Source organism: Thiohalophilus sp. (assembly GCF_031581315.1).
Classification (GTDB): Bacteria; Pseudomonadota; Gammaproteobacteria; order UBA6429; family Thiohalophilaceae; genus Thiohalophilus.
Window position 1 is genome coordinate 8,755 of record NZ_JAVLAZ010000005.1, and the last position, 21,425, is coordinate 30,179.

Here is a 21,425-nt window from a genome sequence, read left to right on the forward strand (position 1 = left end):
CTGCTCTGGACGGCGGTAGGACGAACCCGGTGGCAGAGATGCCTCAGCAGTGGCAACTGGTAGCGCCGCGCAAGGAAACGCCCAATCTCCAGGGACTGGTTGTAGCCCCGTTCGCGCAGGCGCTGCGGATGCAGAGGAACCGGTAACAGGGCGTCCAGTGTCGAGAGTGGTTTTTCCGGCAGGCGGTCCGCCAGCAGTTCGCCCAGCAGGCGGGCATATTGAAGCCGCTGGTGAAATTTGAACGCGGTGATCAACTGGTCGATTGGCCGTGCGTAAATGAAGGGAATCAGCGCCTGTTGATAGCGCGGTGGCCGGGCCAGACACTGGCCGCACAGGGTCTGGCCGGGGGCCGTGGGCAGGGCACAATGGCGGCAGGCATGCTGATTGTGAGGCAGGGCGGCAAGACAGTCAGCACACAGGGGTTGGCCGGGCGCCAGCGGTGCATGGCAGAGCCAGCAGATCGGCCGAAAAAGCTCGAAATTTAACCAGTTGTTCACTTTGCGCATCCTTGCGAGTTGACACCGGCGGTGGGGTGTCTATCATGCGGTTCCTTGCCCCCAGTCTAGCCGAGAGTGATCCGCTGTGGAATCGCAAAACAGCACTTCAAGCTATTTTATCAGTGCTGACAGTTGTCGCCGGATGGCGCGCCTGTTCAATATCGGCAATATCATTGCCGTGGCGCCGGGGCTGATCATGGCGCCCTGGATCCTGCTCGGGGAGCCGCCCGCCATGACCCTGATTTTCATGTTCATTCTGATGGTGGTGCCGCCGATTTTGTGGTTTGGCGTCTCCATCGCGGTTTACACCATCGCCCGCCACCATCCCAACGAGCGGGTCGGCCATTACACCCAGCAGGCGGCCTACCGGTTTTACGGGGCATTTGGCATCGTCATCCCGGTGGGTACCTTTTATGGCACACAGTGGCAGTTGTGGATCATCACCGGCGGTATCGTCGCGTTGATTCTGATCCCCTGGTCGCTGTGGGAGCTGTATCGCATTCAACAAGAACCCTGGCAAGACACGTACGGGGAAGGGGAGAACTAAATGTCACAAACCGCCAGCGCTACCACGATCGATAACAATCTTCGCCATGACTGGCAGGTCGAGGAGATCGATGGCCTGTTCAATCTGCCATTCAATGATCTGCTGTTCCATGCCCAGCAGGTACACCGCCACTATTTCGAGCCCAACCAGGTGCAGGTCAGCACGCTGCTGAGCATCAAGACCGGTAAATGTCCGGAGGATTGCGGCTATTGTCCGCAAAGTATTCGCTACGATACCGGCCTGGAAGTCGAACCGCTCATGCCCCTGGACGAGGTAATCGAATCCGCGAAGGCCGCCAAAGCCAACGGCTCCAGCCGTTTCTGCATGGGCGCGGCCTGGCGCAGCCCCAAGGATCGGGATCTGGAGCCGGTCATCGAGATGGTCCGGGCGGTCAAGGAACTCGGGCTGGAGACCTGTCTGACCCTGGGGATGCTGACCGAAAGCCAGACCCAACGGCTCAGGGAAGCGGGTCTCGATTATTACAACCATAACCTGGATACCTCGCCGGAATATTACGGCGAGGTGATCACCACGCGGACCTACCAGGATCGTCTCGATACCCTGGAACACGTGCGCAACGCCGGCATGCATGTCTGTTGCGGCGGCATCCTCGGCATGGGCGAGAGCCGTTATGACCGCGTGCGCCTGATGCAACAACTGGCCAATCAGCCACAACATCCCGAAAGCGTGCCCATCAACATGCTGGTGCGCGTCGAAGGTACACCCCTGCAGGAAGCCGAGGATTTCGATCATATCGAATTCGTGCGCAGCATCGCCGTGGCCCGGATCCTGATGCCCGGCTCCTACGTGCGCCTGTCGGCCGGACGCGAGGAGATGTCCGACGAAATGCAGGCACTGTGCTTCCTGGCCGGCGCCAACTCGGTCTTCTACGGTGAAAAACTCCTCACCACCCCCAACCCCGGCGCCGACCACGATACACAACTGTTCGACAAACTCGGCATCCAGGCCATTTAGATAGAAGGGTTGATTAACGCGGAGGTCGCAGAGGCGCAGAGTCGCGGAGTAATACATCTGGTAAAGCTTGATTGAAGTTTCGATTGGGATTCACAAGCCAGTTATCGCCGTCAGAGAATAAAAATATTGTTTCTCTGCGCCTCCGCGACTCCGCGAACTCTGCGTTTGATCCCAGTGAACTCTAACAATGGTAGATACTCTGAAATTACAACAGTCTCTGGAAGAACGCCGGGTGCAGCATTTGTATCGTTCGCGCCAGGTGCTGGAGGGGCCGCAGGGGCCGCGGGTGGTGATCGACGGGCGTGAGTATCTGAATTTCTGCAGTAATGATTATCTCGGCCTGGCCAATCACCCCCAGGTCAAACAGGCCTTCAAACGCGGTGTCGATGAGTACGGCGTGGGCAGCGGCGCCGCGCATCTGGTAACCGGCCATGCCCGACCCCACCATCAGCTGGAAGAGGAACTGGCCGGGTTTGTCGGCCGGCCCCGGGCCCTGCTGTTTTCCACCGGTTACATGGCCAACCTCGGTGTGGCCAGTGCCTTGCTCGGGCGCAAGGATGCGATGTTCGAGGATCGCATTAACCATGCCTCGCTGATCGATGCGGCGCAATTGTCCGGCGCGCGACTGCAACGTTACCGGCATGCCGACAGTGCGCACTTGCAGCAGTTGCTGGACAGCAGCAAGGCCACAACCCGTCTGATCGCCACCGACGGTGTGTTCAGCATGGACGGCGATCTGGCGCCGTTGCCGCCACTGGCGCAACATGCCCGGCAGCATGATGCCTGGCTGATGGTGGATGATGCCCACGGCCTGGGCGTCATCGGGGCCCGCGGCCGGGGTTCGCTGGAACATTATGACCTGGGAATGAGTGATGTGCCGATTCTGGTCGGCACGCTGGGCAAGGGGTTTGGCACCTTCGGCGCCTTTGTCGCCGGCGAGGAGGCGCTGATAGAAACCCTGATTCAACAGGCGCGCAGTTATATCTATACCACGGCGCTGCCACCGGCCGTAGCCGAGGCAACCCGGGCCAGTCTGCAACTGGTGCAAACCGAAGACTGGCGACGGGAGAAACTGCATCAGTTGATCGACCAGTTTCGTGCCGGTGCCGCGCAGCTGGGTTTGGAGCTGGGAATGTCAGCTACCCCCATACAGCCGTGGATCGTCGGCGATACCGAACAGGCGGTGGCATTGAGCGAGAAGTTGAAACAGCAGGGCATCCTGATCAGCGCGATCCGGCCCCCGACCGTGCCCCGGGGCTCTGCGCGTCTGCGCATTACCTTCTCGGCCGCGCATGAGCCGGCGGATGTCACGCAGCTGCTGGATATTATCGAGACGGTGTTATAAAGCATGGCGGATACCGCTCCTCTTCAGGTGACTCGCACGGGGCAGGGGCCGGATCTGGTGTTATTGCATGGCTGGGGCATGCATAGCGGTATCTGGCATGGGGTGATCGAATCGTTAGAGTCGCATTACCGCCTGCATCTGGTGGATTTGCCCGGGCATGGGCAAAGTCAGCACGCCGACAGTGAGTTTGATCTGACACAGCTGGCGGACCGGATATGGCAGAGCGTTTCGCCGCACTTAAGCGGGCCGGCCTTCTGGCTGGGCTGGTCGCTGGGCGGTCTGGCGGCCCTGCAGATCGCGGTGCAACGGCCCGAACAGGTTCGGGCACTGATGCTGGTCGCCAGTACCCCGCGTTTCAGCCAGACCGATGACTGGCCGCATGCCATGCCGTCACAACTGCTCGAGAGCTTCGCGGAACAATTACGTGAAGATTATCGAACGACCTTGCAACGTTTCCTGGCGCTGCAGGTCAAGGGAAGTGAGTCGGCCCGGGAGGCATTGCGCACATTACGCCAGCGGGTACTGGAGACAGCTGATGTCAACGTGACCGCGCTGCAAAGCGGTCTGACCATTTTGAAAGAGGCGGATTTGCGTGAACAGTTATCGCTGATCCGCCGGGTGCCACTGCTGCTGGTGATGGGCAAACAGGACATGCTGGTCCCGCTGTCGGCGGCAGCGGCGCTGACGGATACGTTTGATGACAGTCAGACCGTGATTATCGAGGGCGCGGGACATGCACCATTTGTCTCCCATCCGCAGACATTTGCTCAACAAGTGATGATGTTTTTACATGCAAGATAATGACGCACAGATAATCGACAAGCGGCAGTCCCGTACGGCATTTGATCGTGCCGCGAAAAGTTATGATCAGGCCGCGGTGTTACAACGGGAAGTGGCTGATCGCATTCTGGAACGACTCGATTACATTAAACATGTTCCGCAACGCCTGCTGGATGTGGGCTGTGGTACCGGCTATACCTTACCCGCGCTGGCACGGCGTTATCCCGGCAGTGAGATCTGGGCGCTGGATGTGTCCGTGAACATGCTGGATCAGGCGCGAGCCAAACCAGGTTTGTGGCAAAAACTGCGCGGCCGGTTTCGTTATGTGGCCGGTGACGCCGAGCAACTGCCGCTGGCCGATGCCAGTGTGGATATGATCTTCTCCAGCCTGGCTATCCAGTGGTGCGTGGATCTGGATCAGACTTTTGCCGAAATGCGCCGCGTGCTGAAGCCCGATGGGTTGTTAATGTTCAGTACTTTCGGGCCGGATACCCTTCAGGAATTGCGCCAGTGCTTCGAGGTGGTGGATGCTTACTCACATACCAACCGGTTTATTGATATGCACGATATTGGCGATGCTCTGTTGCGTCACGGTTTTGGCGACCCGGTTATGGACATGGAAATGCTGACATTGACCTATCCGGATCTGTTTTCCATCATGCGCGATCTCAAGCAGATCGGAGCACATAACGTTACCCGGGGACGTGCCCGGGGGCTGACCGGCAAACGGCGCATGCAGGCGGTCAGCGAGGCGTATGAACAGTTTCGGCAGGAACAACGTTTGCCAGTCAGTTATGAAGTGTTATATGGCCATGCCTGGGCGATGGAAACTTCCGGCGCCGGTTGTGCCGTGCCACAGGAAGTGCCGGTCAATTTTGTCCCACGGCGGTGAACATCGATATGACGCAATATCCGGGTGTCTTCGTTACCGGTACCGATACCGAGATTGGCAAGACCTTCTGTAGTTGCCTGCTGATGGAGGCGCTGCAGCAGAAAGGCCTGAAAGTGGCCGGGATGAAACCGGTTGCCAGTGGTGGCGAGTTACGTGATGGGCGACTGGTCAACGAGGATGCCCTGCAGCTGCAACAGCAGTCCGGTATGAATCTTTCCTACGAGTGGGTGAATCCGTATGTGTTTGAACCGCCGATTGCCCCGCATCTGGCTGCCAGCCAGGCAGGGTGCCGTATCGAGCGCCAGCCGATTGTGGATGCGTATACGCAACTGCAAGAACACAGCGATCAGGTCATTGTGGAAGGGGTCGGAGGCTGGCGTGTGCCGTTAAGTGACAGTTTGTCGGTATCCGACTTGCCCGGCTTGCTGGGGTTGCCGGTGGTGCTGGTGGTCGGTATGCGCCTGGGTTGCCTCAATCATGCGCTGTTAACAATAGAAAGTATCAAACAACAGAATATCCCGGTGGTCGGCTGGATCGCCAACGGGATCGATCCCGCTTTTGCCGCACAACAGGGTAATCTGCAAACCCTGGAATCTCGCCTCCCTGTGCCCTGCCTGGCACAGATTCCCCATCAACACACGCCGCTCTACCCGGAGCAACAGGCGCAGCTGGCCACAAACATCTATATAAGCTGGTTGTAATATTCTTAAAGAGTGAAACTCCTTGGCAATATCCCGGCGGATCGTTAAGGTTATTAAACGATTTGCATCACTGACGGCACGACAGGCCGTCGGCTGCTAGCAGAAAACAGCTAAATAGCTAATTAGAAGATAAACATATTAGCAGCTGCTTTTATATCTGTTTGTTATAAGCCCATTCTATCTTTTTTATTGCGGAGCCACGGACGCCTGATTACCATGCATACAGTCTGAAAAAGGCAGTGTGCTAGTGGGCGGCTATGACCGGGCCGGAACAAGCGCATTTATAATCAAGAATAAACGACGGGTTGATGCCAGAAGGTAATCAATCAGTCACAAGCGGCAGGTACGTTCCAAATTAATAAATTATTCACTCGCGCTGGCAATAATATTAAAGAGACAGGCATGTGCGGCGATGAGCGTGTAAAAAAAACAGAATCAATAAAATCAAGTGAATCCCAACCGGAAGAGGTAGAGGTATGTCGGCAAATACTATAACGAGAAAGCTCCGAAGCTTCCTATATGCTGTTTTGCTGTTGGGGCCCGGCAGCGCGTTTGCAGAATACGGCCTGAACATGTCCGAGACCGTGACCGTCGTCGGCAAGGAAATCTACGGCCTGCATATGCTGGTGCTGTGGATTGTCACCATTGTCGGTATCGGCGTTTTCGGGGTAATGATTTATTCCCTGTTCAAACATCGAAAATCCAAAGGCGCCAAACCGGCGCAATTCCATGAAAGCACAACGGTGGAAGTTATTTGGACCATCATCCCGCTGGTAGTTCTGGTGCTGATTGCCATTCCTGCTACCAAAACACTGATCAAGATCGAAGACACCAGCAGCGCCGATGTGACTGTCAAGGCAACCGGCTGGCAATGGAAATGGCAGTATGAGTACCTGGACGAGGGGCTTAGCTTTTTCAGTAATCTCGATTCGACCAGTAACGAAGCCCGCCAGAAAGGTTCCGGTGTGGATGTGCGCACGGTAGAAAACTACCTGCTGGATGTCGACAAGCCGATTGTGGTTCCGGTTAACAAGAAAGTTCGGATACTGACTACCTCCAATGATGTGATTCATGCCTGGTGGGTACCGGATCTTGGTGTCAAACGTGACGCGATTCCCGGCTATATTAATGAGAGCTGGTTCAAGGCAACCGAAACCGGGACCTATCGCGGTCAGTGTGCCGAGCTGTGCGGCAAGGACCACGGCTTTATGCCCATCGTAGTCAAGGTGGTTGCCGAGAATGAATACCAGAACTGGGTTGCTGAACAAAAAGAAGCTGCGGCAGCAGCCAGTGCGGGCAGCGATCGGGAATGGACCGAGGAGGAACTGCTGACCCGTGGGGAAGAGGTTTACAAAGCCAACTGTGCGGCCTGCCATCAGGCCAATGGGCAAGGCATTCCGGGCACGTTCCCGGCGCTGGTGGATGGACCGATTGCCACCGGTCCGGCCGAAGGGCATATTGATATAGTCCTGAACGGCAAGAGCGGGACTTCAATGCAGGCCTTTGGTCCACAGCTCAATGATGCCGATCTGGCCGCGGTTATCACTTATGAACGTAAAAGCTGGGGCAATGACGCCAGTGTTGTACAACCGTCAGCCGTTAAGGCAGCACGCTAAGGCGTAGTGGAGGATATAAGAATGAGTACAGTAGCTGCGACACACGAGCACCACCACCCGACGGGTATTACGCGTTGGCTGTTTACTACCAACCATAAAGATATTGGTACCCTGTACCTGTGGTTCGCTTTCATCATGTTCCTGACGGGCGGTGCTATGGCCATGGTCATCCGTGCCGAGCTGTTCCAGCCGGGCATGCAGATTGTGGATCCGCACTTCTTTAACCAGATGACCACCATGCACGGTCTGATAATGGTATTTGGCGCGGTCATGCCGGCGTTTGTCGGCCTGGCCAACTGGCAGATCCCATTGATGATCGGCGCGCCGGATATGGCCCTGCCACGCATGAACAACTGGTCCTTCTGGATCCTGCCGTTCGCCGGCACCATGCTGGTCAGCACTCTGTTCATGGAGGGCGGTGGCCCGGCCTTCGGCTGGACCTTCTATGCGCCATTGTCCACGACCTTTGCGCCGGCCAGCACGGACTTCTTCATCTTTGCAATCCATTTGCTTGGCTTCTCATCCATTATGGGGGCGATCAATATTATCGCCACCATTTTGAATATGCGGGCGCCAGGCATGACCCTGATGAAAATGCCGCTGTTTGTCTGGACCTGGTTGATCACCGCCTTCCTGCTGATTGCCGTAATGCCGGTACTGGCCGGTGCGGTAACCATGATGCTGACCGACCGCAACTTTGGCACCAGCTTCTTTGATGCCGCCGGCGGCGGTGACCCGGTTCTGTTCCAGCATGTGTTCTGGTTCTTCGGTCACCCCGAGGTGTACATTATGATCCTGCCGGCCTTCGGCGTGGTCTCGCAGATCATTCCGACCTTTGCGCGCAAGCCGTTGTTCGGCTATGCCTCGATGGTCTATGCGACTGCGGCGATTGCGTTCCTGTCGTTCATCGTCTGGGCACACCATATGTTCACGGTTGGCATGCCACTGGCGGGTGAGCTCTACTTTATGTATGCCACGGTTATGATTGCGGTGCCGACGGCGGTCAAGGTATTCAACTGGACCGCCACCATGTGGAAAGGCTCCATGACTTTCGAAGCACCGATGCTGTGGGCCATTGCCTTTGTGTTCCTGTTCACCATTGGTGGCTTTACCGGCCTGATGCTGGGTGTTGCACCGGCCGACTTCCAGTACCACGATACCTATTTTGTGGTAGCGCATTTCCACTATGTTCTGGTAACCGGTGCGGTGTTCGCTATTATCGCCGGCGTGTATTACTGGCTGCCGAAGTGGACCGGTAACATGTATAGCGAAACGCTGGCCAGGTGGCATTTCTGGCTGTCGGCCATTTCGGTTAACGTGCTGTTCTTCCCGATGCATTTTGTCGGTCTGGCCGGTATGCCGCGACGGATTCCGGACTATTCCCCGATGTTCGCCGAGTTCAACATGATGGCCTCGGTTGGCGGTTTCGTCTTCGGTGCCAGTCAGTTGTTGTTCCTGTATATCCTCATCAAGACCATCCGTGGTGGAGAAAAAGCCACCGACAAGGTCTGGGATGGCGCGGACGGACTGGAATGGACGGTTCCCTCACCGGCGCCGTACCACACCTTCGAAACACCGCCGCAGGTTAAATGAGTCGGAACGGGGAGACGGTAACGATCGTCTCTCCGTTTGACTACACAAGGTAGTAATAATGAGTATTAATGTCGCACGCGCGAAGGCAAAAAAATCGACAATTGCAATCCTGGTGCTGATTGCCCTGGGGTTCTATATCGCGATTTTTGCCAAATACTGGTAATCGGCCATGACACAGGACAACAAGCCCGAAAAAACACATGGTCGACTGATAAGCAAGCTGACCGTTGTTGTGTTTGCGATGTTCGGTTTCGGGTTTGCACTGGTGCCTTTGTACAACATGGTTTGTGATGCCTTCGGGATTAATGGCCGCTTTCTTGAGATTCAGGAAGGCAGTTATACCGCGGAAAAAGGCTCCGTCAAAGGCCGGGAACTGGCGACAAGAAAGGACCTTGAGCGCACGGTGACAGTACAGTTCACGACGACGTTAAATGAAAACATGGCCTGGGAATTTAAAACAATGACCCGGACCATGAAGCTGCATCCTGGTGAAATCAAGCAGGTGAAGTTTTATGCCAAAAACAAGACAGGCCAGACCGTTGTAGCACAAGCAGTGCCGAGTTTAGCGCCGTCTCAGGCAGTGAAATATTTCACGAAGATGGAATGTTTCTGTTTTAACCAGCAGACTTTCCAGCCGGGAGAGGCCAAAGAAATGCCACTGGTGTTTGTGGTGGATCCCGATCTACCTAAAAACGTCAATACAATAACGCTGGGTTATACATTTTTTGATACTGAGAAAAACGCCAGGCTGAAAGGTAATAACAAACGTGTTGTGGCAGTTTCTGCTAACAGCCAGACCTATTTGAACTAATAACAATTAGCACAATAAGCATAAAAGAGGGGTAGCCATGTCACACGCACAAGGTAGCTATTATTTGCCCGAACCGAGCCATTGGCCGATTGTCGGCTCGGTCGGTTTGTTCACCATGCTGGCCGGTTTTGCCGGGTGGCTGCATGGTGGCACCAGCCTGTGGATGATTGCCGGTGCCATTATTGTCATCGTGATGATGTTTGGCTGGTTCGGGAAAGTCATCTCCGAAAGTGAGGGTGGACAATACAATGCGCAGGTAGACACCTCGTTCCGCATGGGTATGGCCTGGTTTATCTTCTCGGAAGTGATGTTTTTTGCCGCTTTCTTTGGCGCTCTTTTCTACGTACGGCAATGGGCATTGCCCTGGCTGGACGGAGCAGGCAACAATGCCATGACCGGCGAATTATTATGGCCGAACTTCCAGGCAGCCTGGCCTCTTATCGATGTTCCGAATCAGGAAGCTTTCGACAAGCCGAAAGAGGTTGTCGGTGCCTGGGGGGTCCCGTTTTACAACACGATCATCCTGCTGACGTCCGGCCTGACCGTCACCTGGGCTCACTGGGGACTGAAGAAAAACAATCGTACACAGCTGATTGCGGGACTATTCCTGACAGTGTTGCTCGGTGCAGTGTTCATTTCATTGCAGGCCTGGGAATATGGTCATGCCTATAGTGACCTGAACCTGAAGCTGTCATCCGGTATTTATGGTTCGACTTTCTTTATGTTGACCGGTTTCCATGGTCTGCATGTAATGATTGGGGCGATCATGCTGCTGGTGATGTTGTTACGTTCGATAAAGGGTCACTTTACTGCGAAGCATCACTTTGCCTTTGAGGCAGCGGCCTGGTACTGGCACTTTGTGGATGTGGTCTGGCTCGGCCTGTTTATCTTTGTATACTGGCTGTAGCAAGCGATAACATGGCTATGGAAGGCGCCGCGATTGCGGCGCTTTTTTTTGTATATAAATTCGATCAGCCACTGTAAATAGTGAAATGATAATACCCTGACAGGGGATAAAGTTACCGCAAATTATCGGGGTTCGGTGGTTATTTGTGGATTCTTGCGAAACAAACTCGTCAGTCGCTGTTACACAAAAATATCAGACGTGAGAAAAAAGGGAAATTCACCGTGGCGTTATATCAGCGCGTGTGGTGAAATAAGGCCCAGCGAGTGTCCGAGCATGATAAATAGCAGCAGCCCGATGGACAACGCTATACGCAGGGTCAATGCCTTGACAGTACGCGTGGAGTCCTGATTGCCTTTTAGCATGGAAAACAGGGCGGTGGCCAGGCTGAGCAAAATCAGCACGAGGACAATGACGATCACTGCTTTAAAAAGCATGGTTACCTCCGCTATCTGGTGAATAAAGTATACCCAAAATACCGCGACGGGCATATGGACAGCGGGTAATAAAATGCAATTTGGCAATCGTGAATTCACACCGCGCCTTTGGCCGACAGTCGCAACCATTATCCTGTTGCCAATATTATTGCGCCTGGGGTTCTGGCAACTGGATCGCGCGCAGGAAAAACGGGAAATCGAGCAGCGCTATGCCGAGCAGCAAGCACGACCTGCCGTGGAATTATCCAGTCTGGATCCGACTGGCCAAATAGAATATCGACGGGTCAGGCTTGGCGGCCAGTTTGACGATGATCGGCAAATATTACTTGATAACCAGGTCCATCAAAAGCGGGCTGGCTACCATGTTCTGACGCCATTGCGAATTGGTGATACTGAGCAATACATCCTGGTTAACCGTGGCTGGGTTGACGGGCATTTGCAACGCGACAGGTTGCCGCAGTTTGCGACCCCGCAAAAAAATGTTGAATTGTCTGGTCGTCTGAAATTGCCGTCAGAGATCGGTCTGAAGCTGGGCGAACATAGTTATACCGATACCAGCTGGCCATTGACGGTTCAATGGCTGGATATAGAAGAACTTGAAAACCAGACAGGCCACAAACTGTATCCTTATATATTGCAACTGGGTGAAAACGAGCCGCACGGATTTGTCAGGGACTGGAAGATTATCAGCAGCTCGCCTGAGAAGAGCACCAGCTATGCCGTACAATGGTTTACTTTGGCGCTGGCTCTGGTTTTGATATTTATATTCGTCAACAGTAGAAAAATTGAACATGCAGAACATGAACGTAAGTAAAGCAGAACGAAACAAGGGGCGGCGAGATTTCTTGTTGCTGGTTGCTGTGTTCTTTTTGCCGATTATTATTGTCCTGGTGCTGTATTTTAACCTGGATAAATGGGATATAGGCGGTGAGCGCAATCACGGTGACCTTATCCAGCCCCCGCGTCAGCTGAAAGATATTGCGCTAACCGATCAGGAAGGTTCATCTTTTCGGTTTTCCGATGTGCGCGACAAATGGTTGATGCTCCATTTTGGTGGCGCGAGTTGTAACCCGGAGTGTGTTGAAGAGTTGTACCTGATGCGCCAGATTCGTCTGGCCCAGGGTGGTAATCGGCAGCGACTTGTTCGAATTCATATCTCGACAGAGGGTGCGCCGCAAGAAAGTCTGCGCAATGTACTGGCGGATCACCCGGATCTGAAGATCGTGTATGGCGATGATCCCAGCCTGCAGAAAGTGATTGACCAGTTTGAGCATGATACCGGTGCCGGCCCGTCAGTACAGTCAATGTATCTGGTTGACCCTCGTGGCTATTTAATGATGAGTTATCCCGAGGATTACGAACCAAAGGGCGCTATTCGGGATCTGGAACGGCTGCTGAAATTTGCGCGATCAGGATAATAAAACATGAACAAACAAACGCTGTTTGCCAGGTTGGGTTTGATTGCCACTGTGCTGGCCTTATGTGTTGTAGTGTTGGGGGCGTATGTCCGCTTGTCGCATGCCGGGTTGGGCTGTCCTGACTGGCCGGGTTGCTACGGACACCTGGGCGTGCCGAAAACCGAACAGGCTGTCCAGATGGCTAACGCGCTGTACCCGGACCGCCCGGTCGAGGCGCACAAAGCCTGGAAGGAAATGGTACACCGCTATTTTGCCGGGATTCTTGGCCTGCTGGTATTCACGCTGGCCTTTATTGCCTGGCGCAACCGTCATGATCCGCAACAGTCTTTCAAATTGCCGTTGTTTTTGAGTGTATTGATCATTTTCCAGGCCTTGCTCGGGATGTGGACGGTCACCATCAAACTCAAGCCGGTGATTGTGATGCTGCATTTGATGGGCGGCATGGCGACACTTTCCCTGCTGTGGTGGATAACCCTGCGGCATATGAAGCTGTTTGCCCGATTGCGTCCGGGTATACAGATCCAGGCCAGCCGACTGAAAAAATTGGCTTTGATCGGCCTGTTAATCGTGGTTGTCCAGGTTATGCTCGGTGGCTGGACCAGTGCCAACTATGCCGCGTTGCATTGTACCGATTTCCCGACCTGTCAGGGCCAGTGGTGGCCGCAGACAGACTTTGGCGAAGCATTTACATTCTGGCACGGTATCGGCCCGGATTATGAAGGCGGTGTTATGAGCAATACTGCGCGGGTTACGGTGCATTTTACCCATCGGCTTGGCGCACTGGTTACCTTTTTATACCTGGGGGCACTGGGACTGATGCTGTTGCTGGGTCGTTTCGGTAAAAACCTTCAGCCTGTGGGCCTGACCCTGTTGGCCGTATTGTTACTACAGGTCAGCCTGGGGATTGCTAATGTCCTGCTATCCCTGCCGCTGGGAGTGGCTGTGGCACATAACGGTGTCGGTGCGTTATTGTTGCTGACTCTGGTGACCCTGAACCACCTGGCATTCGAGCCGCGGAGAACATGATGGGGGAGACCGTTAAACAGTCTGAAGTTCGACCGGATATTTTCCGGTTATGGTGTGACTACTATACCCTGTGCAAACCCAAGGTCGTGGCTCTGATCGTGTTCACTGCCATTGTGGGGATGTTTCTATCTGTACCGGGGATGGTGCCGTGGCAGCCGCTGATCTTCGGTACGCTGGGGATCGGTCTGGCCGCGGCGTCGGCGGCAGCCATCAATCAGATTGTGGATCAGAAGATTGATGCCGAAATGCAAAGGACCTCGAAACGGCCCCTGCCCTCCGGCACGATAACCAACAAGCAGGCATTGCTGTTCTCGGCCCTGCTGGGCGTTGCCTCGATGCTGATCCTGGTCTACCTGGTTAATCCCCTGACCGCAGTGCTGACCCTGTTGTCCCTGATCGGCTATGCCTTTATTTATACGATGTACCTGAAGCGAGCCACGCCACAGAATATTGTGATCGGTGGCGCCGCCGGTGCCGCGCCGCCGGTACTGGGCTGGACTGCGGTGACCGGGCATATCCATCCCGACAGCCTGTTATTGTTTCTGATTATCTATACCTGGACGCCGCCCCATTTCTGGGCTCTGGCAATTCACAAGCGCGAGGAATACGCCCGGGTCAATGTACCGATGTTGCCGGTGACCCACGGGGTACAGTTCACCCGGCTGCATGTGCTGCTGTATACCATTATTATGTTTGGTGTGACGCTGTTGCCGTTTGCCACCCGGATGAGCGGCTGGCTCTATTTTATCGGCGCCCTCATCCTCGGTGGGATCTTTCTCTATTACGCCATTCGGATGCAGTCGGACAAGGATCCGAAAATTGCCATCAAGACGTTTGGTTATTCCATTCTCTACCTCATGTTGCTGTTCGCGCTGTTGCTGATCGATCACTATATTCCGTTGCTGCTGGCCTTCTGGCCATAAACCACTATAAAAGTAAGGCAATAATTTGTCGACTTTGCCTGAACCCTCTCCGGTTGGTGCCGAATCGCGTGGCACGTCTATACTAGCGAGATGATCGGCAGTTGCCTGTCGGTTTACAGATACATTACAATATTCTGATATATTGATATTTCCGAGGGATTTTCTCAGGATTCCTGTGGCGGTGCAGGCGGGAAACTCCCTTATCATCACCTGATTCAACCAAGAACCAAGAGGCGTTATATGGCCCACTCAACTGCACAGGCTGCGGAACAATACAACTACGATATTGTCCGCAAGTTCACCATCATGACCATTGTCTGGGGTGTGCTGGGAATGTTCGCAGGTTTGTACATTGCTTCCGAACTGGCCTGGCCATTTCTGAACTTCGATATCCCGGAAATCACCTTTGGTCGACTGCGTCCGGTACACACCACACTGGTCATATTTGGCTTTGGGGGGAGTGCGTTGTTTGCCACTTCCTACTATGTGGTGCAGCGGACCTGTCAGGCGCGCCTGTATAATGATGGTCTGGCCAATCTGACCTTCTGGGGCTGGCAGGCCTCCATCGCGCTGGCCGCGATCTCCTATCTGTTCGGTTATACCCAGGCACGGGAATACGCTGAAATGGTCTGGCCGATCGATCTGTTGATTGCCGTCACCTGGGTGGCCTATTTCTGGATCTACGTGCAGACCCTGCGTCGTCGCAGTCAGCCGCACATCTATGTGGCTAACTGGTTCTTTATCGCCTTTATTCTTGCCACCGCCCTGCTGCATATCTTCAACAACATGGCCGTGCCGGTCAGCATGTTCAGTCTCTCTTCCTACAGTCTGCATGCCGGTGTTCAGGACGCCATGACCCAGTGGTGGTACGGGCATAATGCCGTGGGCTTCTTTCTGACCGCGGCCTTCCTGGGCATGATGTATTACTTCGTCCCCAAGCAGGCCGGCCGCCCGGTCTATTCCTATCGCCTGTCGATCATCCATTTCTGGGCGCTGATCTTCCTGTACATGTGGGTGGGTACTCACCATCTGCACTGGACCGCGATTCCCGACTGGACCTCGACTCTGGCAGCGACGTTCTCCATCCTGCTGCTCATGCCGTCATGGGGCGGGATGATCAACGGCATCATGACCCTCTCCGGAGCCTGGGACAAACTGCGTACCGATCCGATCATTCGCTTTTTGATCGTGGCCCTGTCGTTCTACGGTATGTCGACGTTCGAAGGCCCGCTGATGTCGCTCAAGAGTGTTAACGCGCTGTCGCATTATACCGACTGGACCATCGGTCACGTGCACTCCGGTGCACTGGGCTGGGTTGCCATGATCACCTTCGGCTCCCTGTACCACCTGATTCCGCGCCTGTGGGAAACCAAAATGTACAGCGACCGGTTGATCTATCTGCACTTCTGGCTGGCGACCATCGGTATCGTGCTCTACATCAGCGCCATGTGGGTGGCCGGTATTGGCCAGGGTCTGCTGTTACGTGCCTTTGATGAATACGGCAATCTGGCCTACACCTTTGTGGAATCCGTTGCCTTCTTGCACCAGCCGTATGTATTCCGCGCTATTGGCGGAGCATTCTTTGTCGCCGGGATGATCCTGATGGCATTCAATGTCTACATGACCGTCCGCAAGGCAAGTCGTGAAAGGGCTGAACTGGAAGCCAAGCTGGCCGCGAAAATGGCCAAGGCCTAAAGAACAACAGGATTAGAGAAGAGCAATGAAACACGAAACCATAGAAACCAATGCCGGTTGGCTTATCGTCCTGACGCTGATCGTAATCAGTATCGGCGGTCTGGTCGAAATCGTTCCGCTGTATATGATTGATGACACGGTGGAAGAGGTGAAAGTTGCCGGCAAAGACACCGTGCGCCCCTACACACCACTCGAACTGCGTGGTCGCGATCTGTATATGAAGGAGGGGTGCTACACCTGTCATTCACAGATGATACGCCCGTTCCGTGACGAGGCCTTGCGCTACGGACACTATTCCCTGGCCGCCGAGTCAAAGTTCGACCACCCCTTCCAGTGGGGTTCCAAGCGGACCGGGCCAGACCTGGCGCGCGTCGGTGACAAATACTCCAACGAATGGCATGTCCAGCATCTGGTTGCACCTCGTTCGGTGGTCCCCGAATCGATCATGCCCAACTATCCCTGGCTACTGGAAAACAAGCTGAACTATAAGGACGTGGCCGATCGTATGCGTGCGCTGAAAGTCGTGGGCGTACCTTATTCAGAAACCGAGGCAGAGTACCAGGCCAATGTAGAACGCTTCGGGGAAGAAGTCGCCAAAAAGCTGGATATCAACGCCGCCACGGAAAACCTCGTCGCCCAGGCCAGCCAGGGTAACTACGACGGTAACCCGATGGTTGTCAGTGAAATGGATGCTCTCGTGGCCTATTTGCAGGTACTTGGCACCATGGTGGACTTCAGTGAGTTCGAAGACGGCCACTTTGTACAGTACCGTTGAGAGGGACCTGACCTGATATGTATGACTGGATAGAATCGATGGTGCACTCCGGGGACGCAAAAACGTTCCTGTTGCTTCTGTTCTTTATTACATTTGTGGGCATCGTTTTATATGTCTTCACAAATCGCAAGCGCAGTCGCCGTCTCGAGTCATACAAGAATATTCCGTTTGAAGATGATGACGTAGGCCATCGCAAGGATACAGACAATGAGTAAAGACAAAAGCCAGAAGACAGTACAGACAACCGGTCACGCCTGGGACGGTGATCTACAGGAGTTTAACAATCCGCTTCCGAACTGGTGGCTGTGGGCATTCTATGCCACGGTAGTGTTTGCGATTATTTACTGGATTCTTTATCCGACATTGCCCCTTGGTGACACGTATACCAAGGGTGTGATGAACGATATCACCTATACCACTGAGGACGGAAAGACAGTCACCACGCACTGGAACACTCGGGCCCTGTTCGAAAAGGAAATGCAGGAAGCCCGTGAGGCCCAGGCCAAGTACGTGGAACAGTTGAGCCAGGCCTCGTACCAGGAAATTCAGGCCGATCCCGAGCAGAGTGGTTTCGCCTTCTCAAAGGCCAAGGTGCTGTTCGCGGATAACTGTGCCGCCTGCCATCAAACCGGCGGTAACGGCGTGATGGGCAAATACCCGAACCTGATCGATGATGCCTGGCTGTGGGGTGGTTCATTCGAACAGATCGAGCACAGTATTCGCGAAGGTCGTCAGGGCAATATGCCGGGCTTCAAGGGGCAACTCTCGCAGGAGCAAATCAGCGATGTTGCAGCCTATGTGCTGAGTCTGTCCGATCGTGATATGGATACAGGGGAAGTCGAGCGCGGGAAGCAGGTTTTCGATACCAATTGCGCGGTTTGTCATGGAGAAGACGCCAGGGGCAAGACCTCGATGGGCTCGGCGAACCTTACTGACAGTATCTGGACCATTGTTGATGTACCGGGCACCGCTGGCAATCAGGCGAAAAAAGAGGCCGTGATGAAACTGGTACGTAATGGTGTATCGCGAGAAATGCCGGCCTGGAAAGAGCGCCTGTCGGATACCGAAATCAAGATCCTGACTTTCTATGTACACGAGATGGGCGGCGGAAACTAGATTCGATTGCCCGACTCGAAAACAACACAATACAACCGGCGGGAGGGCGCGTTTGCAACAAGCGAACGTCCCTCCCTTTGTTTATTTGGCATTAACCGTTGATGTCTGACACCAAATTGAAACAGGAATGACACAACCCGCATACCAGGCCCGTATTCCAATCTATCCGCGTTCGGTCAAAGGACGCTTTCGCACGATTAAATATGCGATATTGACGCTCGCCTATGGCGTCTACTTTCTGCTGCCCTGGTTGCGCTGGGCGCGCGAAAATGCGCCGGACCAGGCGATATTGTTCGATCTGGCCGGACGACGGTTTTATCTGTTTGACCTGGTGGTCTATGCCCAGGATATCTTCTGGCTGGCGGGACTGCTGGTTATATTCGCGCTGTTACTGTTTTTTGTCACCGGTGTTGCCGGGCGTGTCTTCTGCGGGTATTTCTGTTTCCAGACTCTGTGGACAGACGTTTATATTCTGATCGAGCGGCTGGTGCAGGGCGAACGTAACGCCCGAATCAAACTGGCCAATGCGCCGTGGGGTATGGCCAAGTTTTTCAAACTGGGGATGACGCATCTGCTGTGGCTGACCATGGCTTTTGTGACCGGTTTGACGTTTACGCTTTACTGGGGCGATGCGCCGCAGCTGGCCCTGGATTTCTTCCAGGGGCAGGCCCCCTTCGCGGCTTATGCCACGACACTGTTTCTCACTGCCACCACCTATGTGATGGCCGGGCTGGCGCGCGAGCAGGTCTGTACCTACATGTGCCCCTATGCCCGGTTTCAGGGTGTGATGTTCGATCGGGATACTCTGATAGTGGCGTATGACGAGCAACGGGGTGAACGCGAGCAAGGGCGGCATAAACCGTCCAAAGAATACATGGAGCGCGAGACACGAATTGCCGACAAGGTGGGCGATTGTATCGATTGCGGTTATTGCGTGCAGGTCTGCCCCGTCGGCATCGACATTCGCAACGGCCTGCAATATCAATGTATCTCCTGTGCCCTGTGTATCGATGCCTGCGATACCATCATGGACAGTATCGGTTATCCTCGCGGTCTGATCCGCTATACCTCGCAAAAGGCCCTGGAAGGGGAAAAGAGTAATCCCTTCAATCTGAAAAACCTGGGCTACGCACTGGTGCTGATTGCCGCGATCAGCCTGCTGACCTGGGCCATCTCGCATCGGGACAAGGTTGAGCTGAACGTTGCCCAGTTCCGTCAGCCGCTGTCTGTTACCCTCTCCGACGGCCGGATCCAGAACCGTTACGAGATCAAGATCAATAACAAAACCAGTGATGCGATCCGTTACCGGATCAGTATCGAGGGCCTGCCGCAGGCGGAGCTGGATCTGGGGGAAAACAGGGAGGTGACGGTCAGCCCCGAACACAGTCTCAAGCTGATCGCCAAGGTGAACCGGCGGCCGGAAACGGCCGAACAGGAACGCCAGTCATTCGAATTCGTGATTCGTCAGATGGACAGTGAAGAACCGCTGACGAGCCGACGTGATACCGTTTTCTATACACCGCTAACAGACTAAGGTCACTGCCATGACAGATATCCTGTATTCCCTGCTCGGTGGTGTCATTGCCATTGCGATTGGTTTTGCCCTGCTGTATCGCTTCAGTCGACTGGACGGCAAGATGGTGGCGGTGGTCGCGGCCCTGCTGGTGGTCGGTATTTACATGCCTACGGTCATCATTACCTGGCCAGGGGCTGATGTATTTGCCATTCATATTGCCGTCTATCTGGTGACGGTGTATGTGCTGGGGATCATCAGCAGCCAGCGTGATGCACGCCGTGAAAGCGGTGAAACAGGTCGCTGGTTTCACTGGGGACCGGCGGCGATCGTGATCTTTTTTATGGTCGTCATTGCCGTCAATTCCGTCTATATCCTGCTGGCGCAAAAAGGTCTGGACAGCCAGGCGACGCGCTGGCTGTTGCCCGAACCGCGCAGTGGCGGGGAGGTCAGCTCTCATTTTCCCGGTACTGTGGCACGTGATTTTCGCAAGGAGCAGGATGAATTCAACCAGTTTCAACAGCGTTTCCAGGAACAGCAGGAACGGGGCTGGCAGGTTCAAAAAGGCTGGCTGGGTGAGGCGCGGGCCGGGCAGGCGTCGACCTTTAAATTGCGGGTCCTCGATCGGGATGGCACAGCGATCAGCGACGCCGAGGTGCAGGGTATCTTTTTACGTCCGGGTGACAGCCGGCTGGATCAGCCTTTTGCCATGTCGCCGCAGACCGACGAGCCGGGCAGTTATCTGGCCGAACCGGTCCTGCCCGAAGGCGGACGCTGGGAATTGCTGCTGCAGATACGCCGGGGCGAGCAGCTCCATGAGCTCAAGGCGACCACCCGGATAGAGGCGGCGCGCTGAGCCGTTTGCTATGACCGGGGAACATCACAGCTGTTTTCATTGCGGGCAGCCGGTTCCTCCAGGCAGCCATTATCAGGCGGTGATCGATGGCGAGGCCCGGCCCATGTGTTGTCCCGGCTGCGAAGCGGTGGCCAATGCCATTGTCGAGTCCGGCCTGGAAGACTTCTATCGCTATCGCACCGAAAATGCCCCCAACCCCGCGCAACTGGTGCCCGAAGCGCTGAAGACGCTGGATCTCTATGATCGGCCCGAAGTGCAGCAACGTTTCGTCAGCGGCGAACCCGAGGAGCGCGAAGCTTCCCTGATCCTGGAGGGGATCACCTGCGCCGCCTGTGTCTGGCTCAATGAACGACATGTCGGCAGCCTGCCCGGGGTGCTGGAATTTGCCATTAATTACAGTACCCAGCGCGCCCGCGTACGCTGGGATGAGCGACAGATCCAGCTGAGCGACATCCTCAGGGCGATCAGCGCCATCGGTTACCGCGCCCATCCTTACGACCCCCACCGCCAGGCCCAGGTCCAGCAGCGCGAGCGCAGCCGCGCCCTGCGGCGTCTGGCCATTGCCGGCCTGGGGATGATGCAGGTGATGATGCTGGCCGTGGCGCTGTATGCCGGCGAGGATCAGGGCATGTCCTCCGACATGATGCACTTTTTGCGCTGGGTCAGTCTGATTATCGCCACGCCGGTGGTCGTGTACGCGGGCTGGCCGTTTTACAGCGCCGCCTGGCGGGATCTGCGCCAGCGTCAGCTGGGCATGGATGTCCCGGTGGCGCTGGCCGTGGGCGGCACCTACATCGCCAGTGCCCTCGCCACAGTCACCCGCAGTGGCGAGGTCTATTTTGAATCAGCCACCATGTTTGTGTTTTTCCTGCTGTTGAGCCGCTATCTGGAGATGGGGGCTCGCCAGCGCGCCAGTGCCGCGGTGGAGAATCTCGCCACCCTGCTGCCGGCACTGGCCACCCGGCTGAATGAGCAGGGGGAGGAGACCCAGGTCGGGGTGGCGGA

At 55.2% G+C, this 21,425-nt stretch carries 23 protein-coding genes; 21 read left to right on the forward strand and 2 right to left on the reverse strand.

The window, feature by feature from the left end; all coding sequences use genetic code 11:
* Positions 1-497 (reverse strand): ComF family protein (locus tag RI563_RS01190; RefSeq protein ID WP_310692499.1); only part of this gene is annotated, 497 nt, incomplete at its 3' end.
* Positions 498-582: 85 nt separating this feature from the next.
* Between RI563_RS01190 and RI563_RS01195 the strand changes: the two genes are divergently transcribed.
* The 10 genes from RI563_RS01195 (at position 583) to RI563_RS01240 (ending at position 10,664) form a co-directional block, all read left to right on the forward strand.
* On the forward strand, positions 583-1,044 hold the full coding sequence (locus RI563_RS01195) for a hypothetical protein (protein ID WP_310692500.1): 462 nt from the start codon (positions 583-585) through the stop codon (positions 1,042-1,044).
* On the forward strand, positions 1,045-2,019 hold the full coding sequence (gene bioB, locus RI563_RS01200) for a biotin synthase BioB (protein ID WP_310692501.1): 975 nt from the start codon (positions 1,045-1,047) through the stop codon (positions 2,017-2,019). It begins immediately after the preceding gene.
* A gap of 187 nt (positions 2,020-2,206) precedes the next feature.
* The gene (gene bioF, locus RI563_RS01205) at positions 2,207-3,364 is read left to right on the forward strand and encodes an 8-amino-7-oxononanoate synthase (RefSeq protein ID WP_310692502.1); all 1,158 of its coding nucleotides are present in this window, start codon (positions 2,207-2,209) and stop codon (positions 3,362-3,364) included.
* Between the two features lie 3 nt (positions 3,365-3,367).
* Complete coding sequence (bioH, locus tag RI563_RS01210; protein ID WP_310692503.1) at positions 3,368-4,165, forward strand: pimeloyl-ACP methyl ester esterase BioH; 798 nt, start codon at positions 3,368-3,370, stop codon at positions 4,163-4,165.
* Positions 4,155-5,036: a malonyl-ACP O-methyltransferase BioC gene (bioC, locus tag RI563_RS01215; protein WP_310692504.1), complete on the forward strand. Its 882-nt coding sequence runs from the start codon at positions 4,155-4,157 to the stop codon at positions 5,034-5,036. Before bioH ends, bioC begins: the two co-directional genes overlap by 11 nt.
* A gap of 8 nt (positions 5,037-5,044) precedes the next feature.
* Complete coding sequence (gene bioD, locus RI563_RS01220; protein ID WP_310692505.1) at positions 5,045-5,737, forward strand: dethiobiotin synthase; 693 nt, start codon at positions 5,045-5,047, stop codon at positions 5,735-5,737.
* A 476-nt stretch (positions 5,738-6,213) separates the two neighbouring features.
* Positions 6,214-7,353, forward strand: a complete 1,140-nt coding sequence (gene coxB / locus RI563_RS01225; protein ID WP_310692506.1) for a cytochrome c oxidase subunit II — start codon at positions 6,214-6,216, stop codon at positions 7,351-7,353.
* A gap of 21 nt (positions 7,354-7,374) precedes the next feature.
* Positions 7,375-8,946, forward strand: a complete 1,572-nt coding sequence (gene ctaD, locus RI563_RS01230; protein ID WP_310692507.1) for a cytochrome c oxidase subunit I — start codon at positions 7,375-7,377, stop codon at positions 8,944-8,946.
* Positions 8,947-9,115: 169 nt separating this feature from the next.
* Positions 9,116-9,757 (forward strand): cytochrome c oxidase assembly protein, encoded by a 642-nt coding sequence (locus tag RI563_RS01235; RefSeq protein ID WP_310692508.1) that lies wholly within the window; start codon positions 9,116-9,118, stop codon positions 9,755-9,757.
* Between the two features lie 37 nt (positions 9,758-9,794).
* Entirely contained in the window at positions 9,795-10,664 is an 870-nt protein-coding gene (locus RI563_RS01240) for a cytochrome c oxidase subunit 3 (protein WP_310692509.1), read from the forward strand.
* 227 nt (positions 10,665-10,891) lie between these two features.
* On the opposite strand, the gene RI563_RS01245 is transcribed toward RI563_RS01240, so the two are convergent.
* Positions 10,892-11,098: a twin transmembrane helix small protein gene (locus tag RI563_RS01245; RefSeq protein ID WP_310692510.1), complete on the reverse strand. Its 207-nt coding sequence runs from the start codon at positions 11,096-11,098 to the stop codon at positions 10,892-10,894.
* 73 nt (positions 11,099-11,171) lie between these two features.
* Here RI563_RS01245 and RI563_RS01250 point away from each other — a divergent pair, with 73 nt between their 5' ends.
* The 11 genes from RI563_RS01250 to RI563_RS01300 all read left to right on the forward strand — a co-directional run.
* Positions 11,172-11,912: an SURF1 family protein gene (locus RI563_RS01250; RefSeq protein ID WP_310692511.1), complete on the forward strand. Its 741-nt coding sequence runs from the start codon at positions 11,172-11,174 to the stop codon at positions 11,910-11,912.
* Complete coding sequence (locus tag RI563_RS01255; RefSeq protein ID WP_310692512.1) at positions 11,890-12,516, forward strand: SCO family protein; 627 nt, start codon at positions 11,890-11,892, stop codon at positions 12,514-12,516. The genes RI563_RS01250 and RI563_RS01255 overlap by 23 nt, the downstream gene beginning before the upstream one ends.
* 6 nt (positions 12,517-12,522) lie before the next feature.
* Positions 12,523-13,542, forward strand: coding sequence for a COX15/CtaA family protein (locus tag RI563_RS01260; RefSeq protein WP_310692513.1), 1,020 nt, complete (start codon positions 12,523-12,525; stop codon positions 13,540-13,542).
* Entirely contained in the window at positions 13,542-14,465 is a 924-nt protein-coding gene (gene cyoE, locus RI563_RS01265; RefSeq protein ID WP_310692514.1) for a heme o synthase, read from the forward strand. The genes RI563_RS01260 and cyoE overlap by 1 nt, the downstream gene beginning before the upstream one ends.
* Before the next feature lie 240 nt (positions 14,466-14,705).
* On the forward strand, positions 14,706-16,160 hold the full coding sequence (ccoN, locus tag RI563_RS01270; RefSeq protein ID WP_310692515.1) for a cytochrome-c oxidase, cbb3-type subunit I: 1,455 nt from the start codon (positions 14,706-14,708) through the stop codon (positions 16,158-16,160).
* A 25-nt stretch (positions 16,161-16,185) separates the two neighbouring features.
* Positions 16,186-16,935: a cytochrome-c oxidase, cbb3-type subunit II gene (ccoO, locus tag RI563_RS01275; RefSeq protein ID WP_310692516.1), complete on the forward strand. Its 750-nt coding sequence runs from the start codon at positions 16,186-16,188 to the stop codon at positions 16,933-16,935.
* A gap of 38 nt (positions 16,936-16,973) precedes the next feature.
* On the forward strand, positions 16,974-17,150 hold the full coding sequence (locus RI563_RS01280; RefSeq protein WP_310692517.1) for a cbb3-type cytochrome c oxidase subunit 3: 177 nt from the start codon (positions 16,974-16,976) through the stop codon (positions 17,148-17,150).
* Positions 17,143-18,051: a cytochrome-c oxidase, cbb3-type subunit III gene (gene ccoP, locus RI563_RS01285; protein ID WP_310692518.1), complete on the forward strand. Its 909-nt coding sequence runs from the start codon at positions 17,143-17,145 to the stop codon at positions 18,049-18,051. The genes RI563_RS01280 and ccoP overlap by 8 nt, the downstream gene beginning before the upstream one ends.
* A gap of 127 nt (positions 18,052-18,178) precedes the next feature.
* Positions 18,179-19,585 carry a cytochrome c oxidase accessory protein CcoG gene (gene ccoG / locus RI563_RS01290; RefSeq protein WP_310692519.1) on the forward strand — a complete coding sequence of 469 codons (1,407 nt, stop codon included), beginning with the start codon at positions 18,179-18,181 and terminating at the stop codon, positions 19,583-19,585.
* 10 nt (positions 19,586-19,595) lie between these two features.
* Positions 19,596-20,420, forward strand: coding sequence for a FixH family protein (locus RI563_RS01295; protein ID WP_310692520.1), 825 nt, complete (start codon positions 19,596-19,598; stop codon positions 20,418-20,420).
* A gap of 10 nt (positions 20,421-20,430) precedes the next feature.
* The coding region (locus tag RI563_RS01300) for a heavy metal translocating P-type ATPase metal-binding domain-containing protein (protein ID WP_310692521.1) at positions 20,431-21,425 on the forward strand (995 nt) is incomplete at its 3' end.

Excerpts from the sequence above, each read along its gene's own strand:
- RI563_RS01280 (WP_310692517.1), top strand. The coding sequence starts at position 16,974 with ATGGTGCACTCCGGGGACGCAAAAACGTTCCTGTTGCTTCTGTTCTTT.
- ctaD (WP_310692507.1), top strand. The coding sequence starts at position 7,375 with ATGAGTACAGTAGCTGCGACACACGAGCACCACCACCCGACGGGTATT.
- RI563_RS01245 (WP_310692510.1), bottom strand. The coding sequence starts at position 11,098 with ATGCTTTTTAAAGCAGTGATCGTCATTGTCCTCGTGCTGATTTTGCTC.
- ccoO (WP_310692516.1), top strand. The coding sequence starts at position 16,186 with ATGAAACACGAAACCATAGAAACCAATGCCGGTTGGCTTATCGTCCTG.
- bioH (WP_310692503.1), top strand. The coding sequence starts at position 3,368 with ATGGCGGATACCGCTCCTCTTCAGGTGACTCGCACGGGGCAGGGGCCG.
- coxB (WP_310692506.1), top strand. The coding sequence starts at position 6,214 with ATGTCGGCAAATACTATAACGAGAAAGCTCCGAAGCTTCCTATATGCT.
- RI563_RS01260 (WP_310692513.1), top strand. The coding sequence starts at position 12,523 with ATGAACAAACAAACGCTGTTTGCCAGGTTGGGTTTGATTGCCACTGTG.
- ccoG (WP_310692519.1), top strand. The coding sequence starts at position 18,179 with ATGACACAACCCGCATACCAGGCCCGTATTCCAATCTATCCGCGTTCG.
- RI563_RS01235 (WP_310692508.1), top strand. The coding sequence starts at position 9,116 with ATGACACAGGACAACAAGCCCGAAAAAACACATGGTCGACTGATAAGC.
- cyoE (WP_310692514.1), top strand. The coding sequence starts at position 13,542 with ATGGGGGAGACCGTTAAACAGTCTGAAGTTCGACCGGATATTTTCCGG.
- bioF (WP_310692502.1), top strand. The coding sequence starts at position 2,207 with ATGGTAGATACTCTGAAATTACAACAGTCTCTGGAAGAACGCCGGGTG.
- ccoN (WP_310692515.1), top strand. The coding sequence starts at position 14,706 with ATGGCCCACTCAACTGCACAGGCTGCGGAACAATACAACTACGATATT.
- RI563_RS01295 (WP_310692520.1), top strand. The coding sequence starts at position 19,596 with ATGACAGATATCCTGTATTCCCTGCTCGGTGGTGTCATTGCCATTGCG.
- bioC (WP_310692504.1), top strand. The coding sequence starts at position 4,155 with ATGCAAGATAATGACGCACAGATAATCGACAAGCGGCAGTCCCGTACG.
- bioD (WP_310692505.1), top strand. The coding sequence starts at position 5,045 with ATGACGCAATATCCGGGTGTCTTCGTTACCGGTACCGATACCGAGATT.
- RI563_RS01250 (WP_310692511.1), top strand. The coding sequence starts at position 11,172 with ATGCAATTTGGCAATCGTGAATTCACACCGCGCCTTTGGCCGACAGTC.
- RI563_RS01255 (WP_310692512.1), top strand. The coding sequence starts at position 11,890 with ATGCAGAACATGAACGTAAGTAAAGCAGAACGAAACAAGGGGCGGCGA.
- bioB (WP_310692501.1), top strand. The coding sequence starts at position 1,045 with ATGTCACAAACCGCCAGCGCTACCACGATCGATAACAATCTTCGCCAT.
- RI563_RS01240 (WP_310692509.1), top strand. The coding sequence starts at position 9,795 with ATGTCACACGCACAAGGTAGCTATTATTTGCCCGAACCGAGCCATTGG.
- ccoP (WP_310692518.1), top strand. The coding sequence starts at position 17,143 with ATGAGTAAAGACAAAAGCCAGAAGACAGTACAGACAACCGGTCACGCC.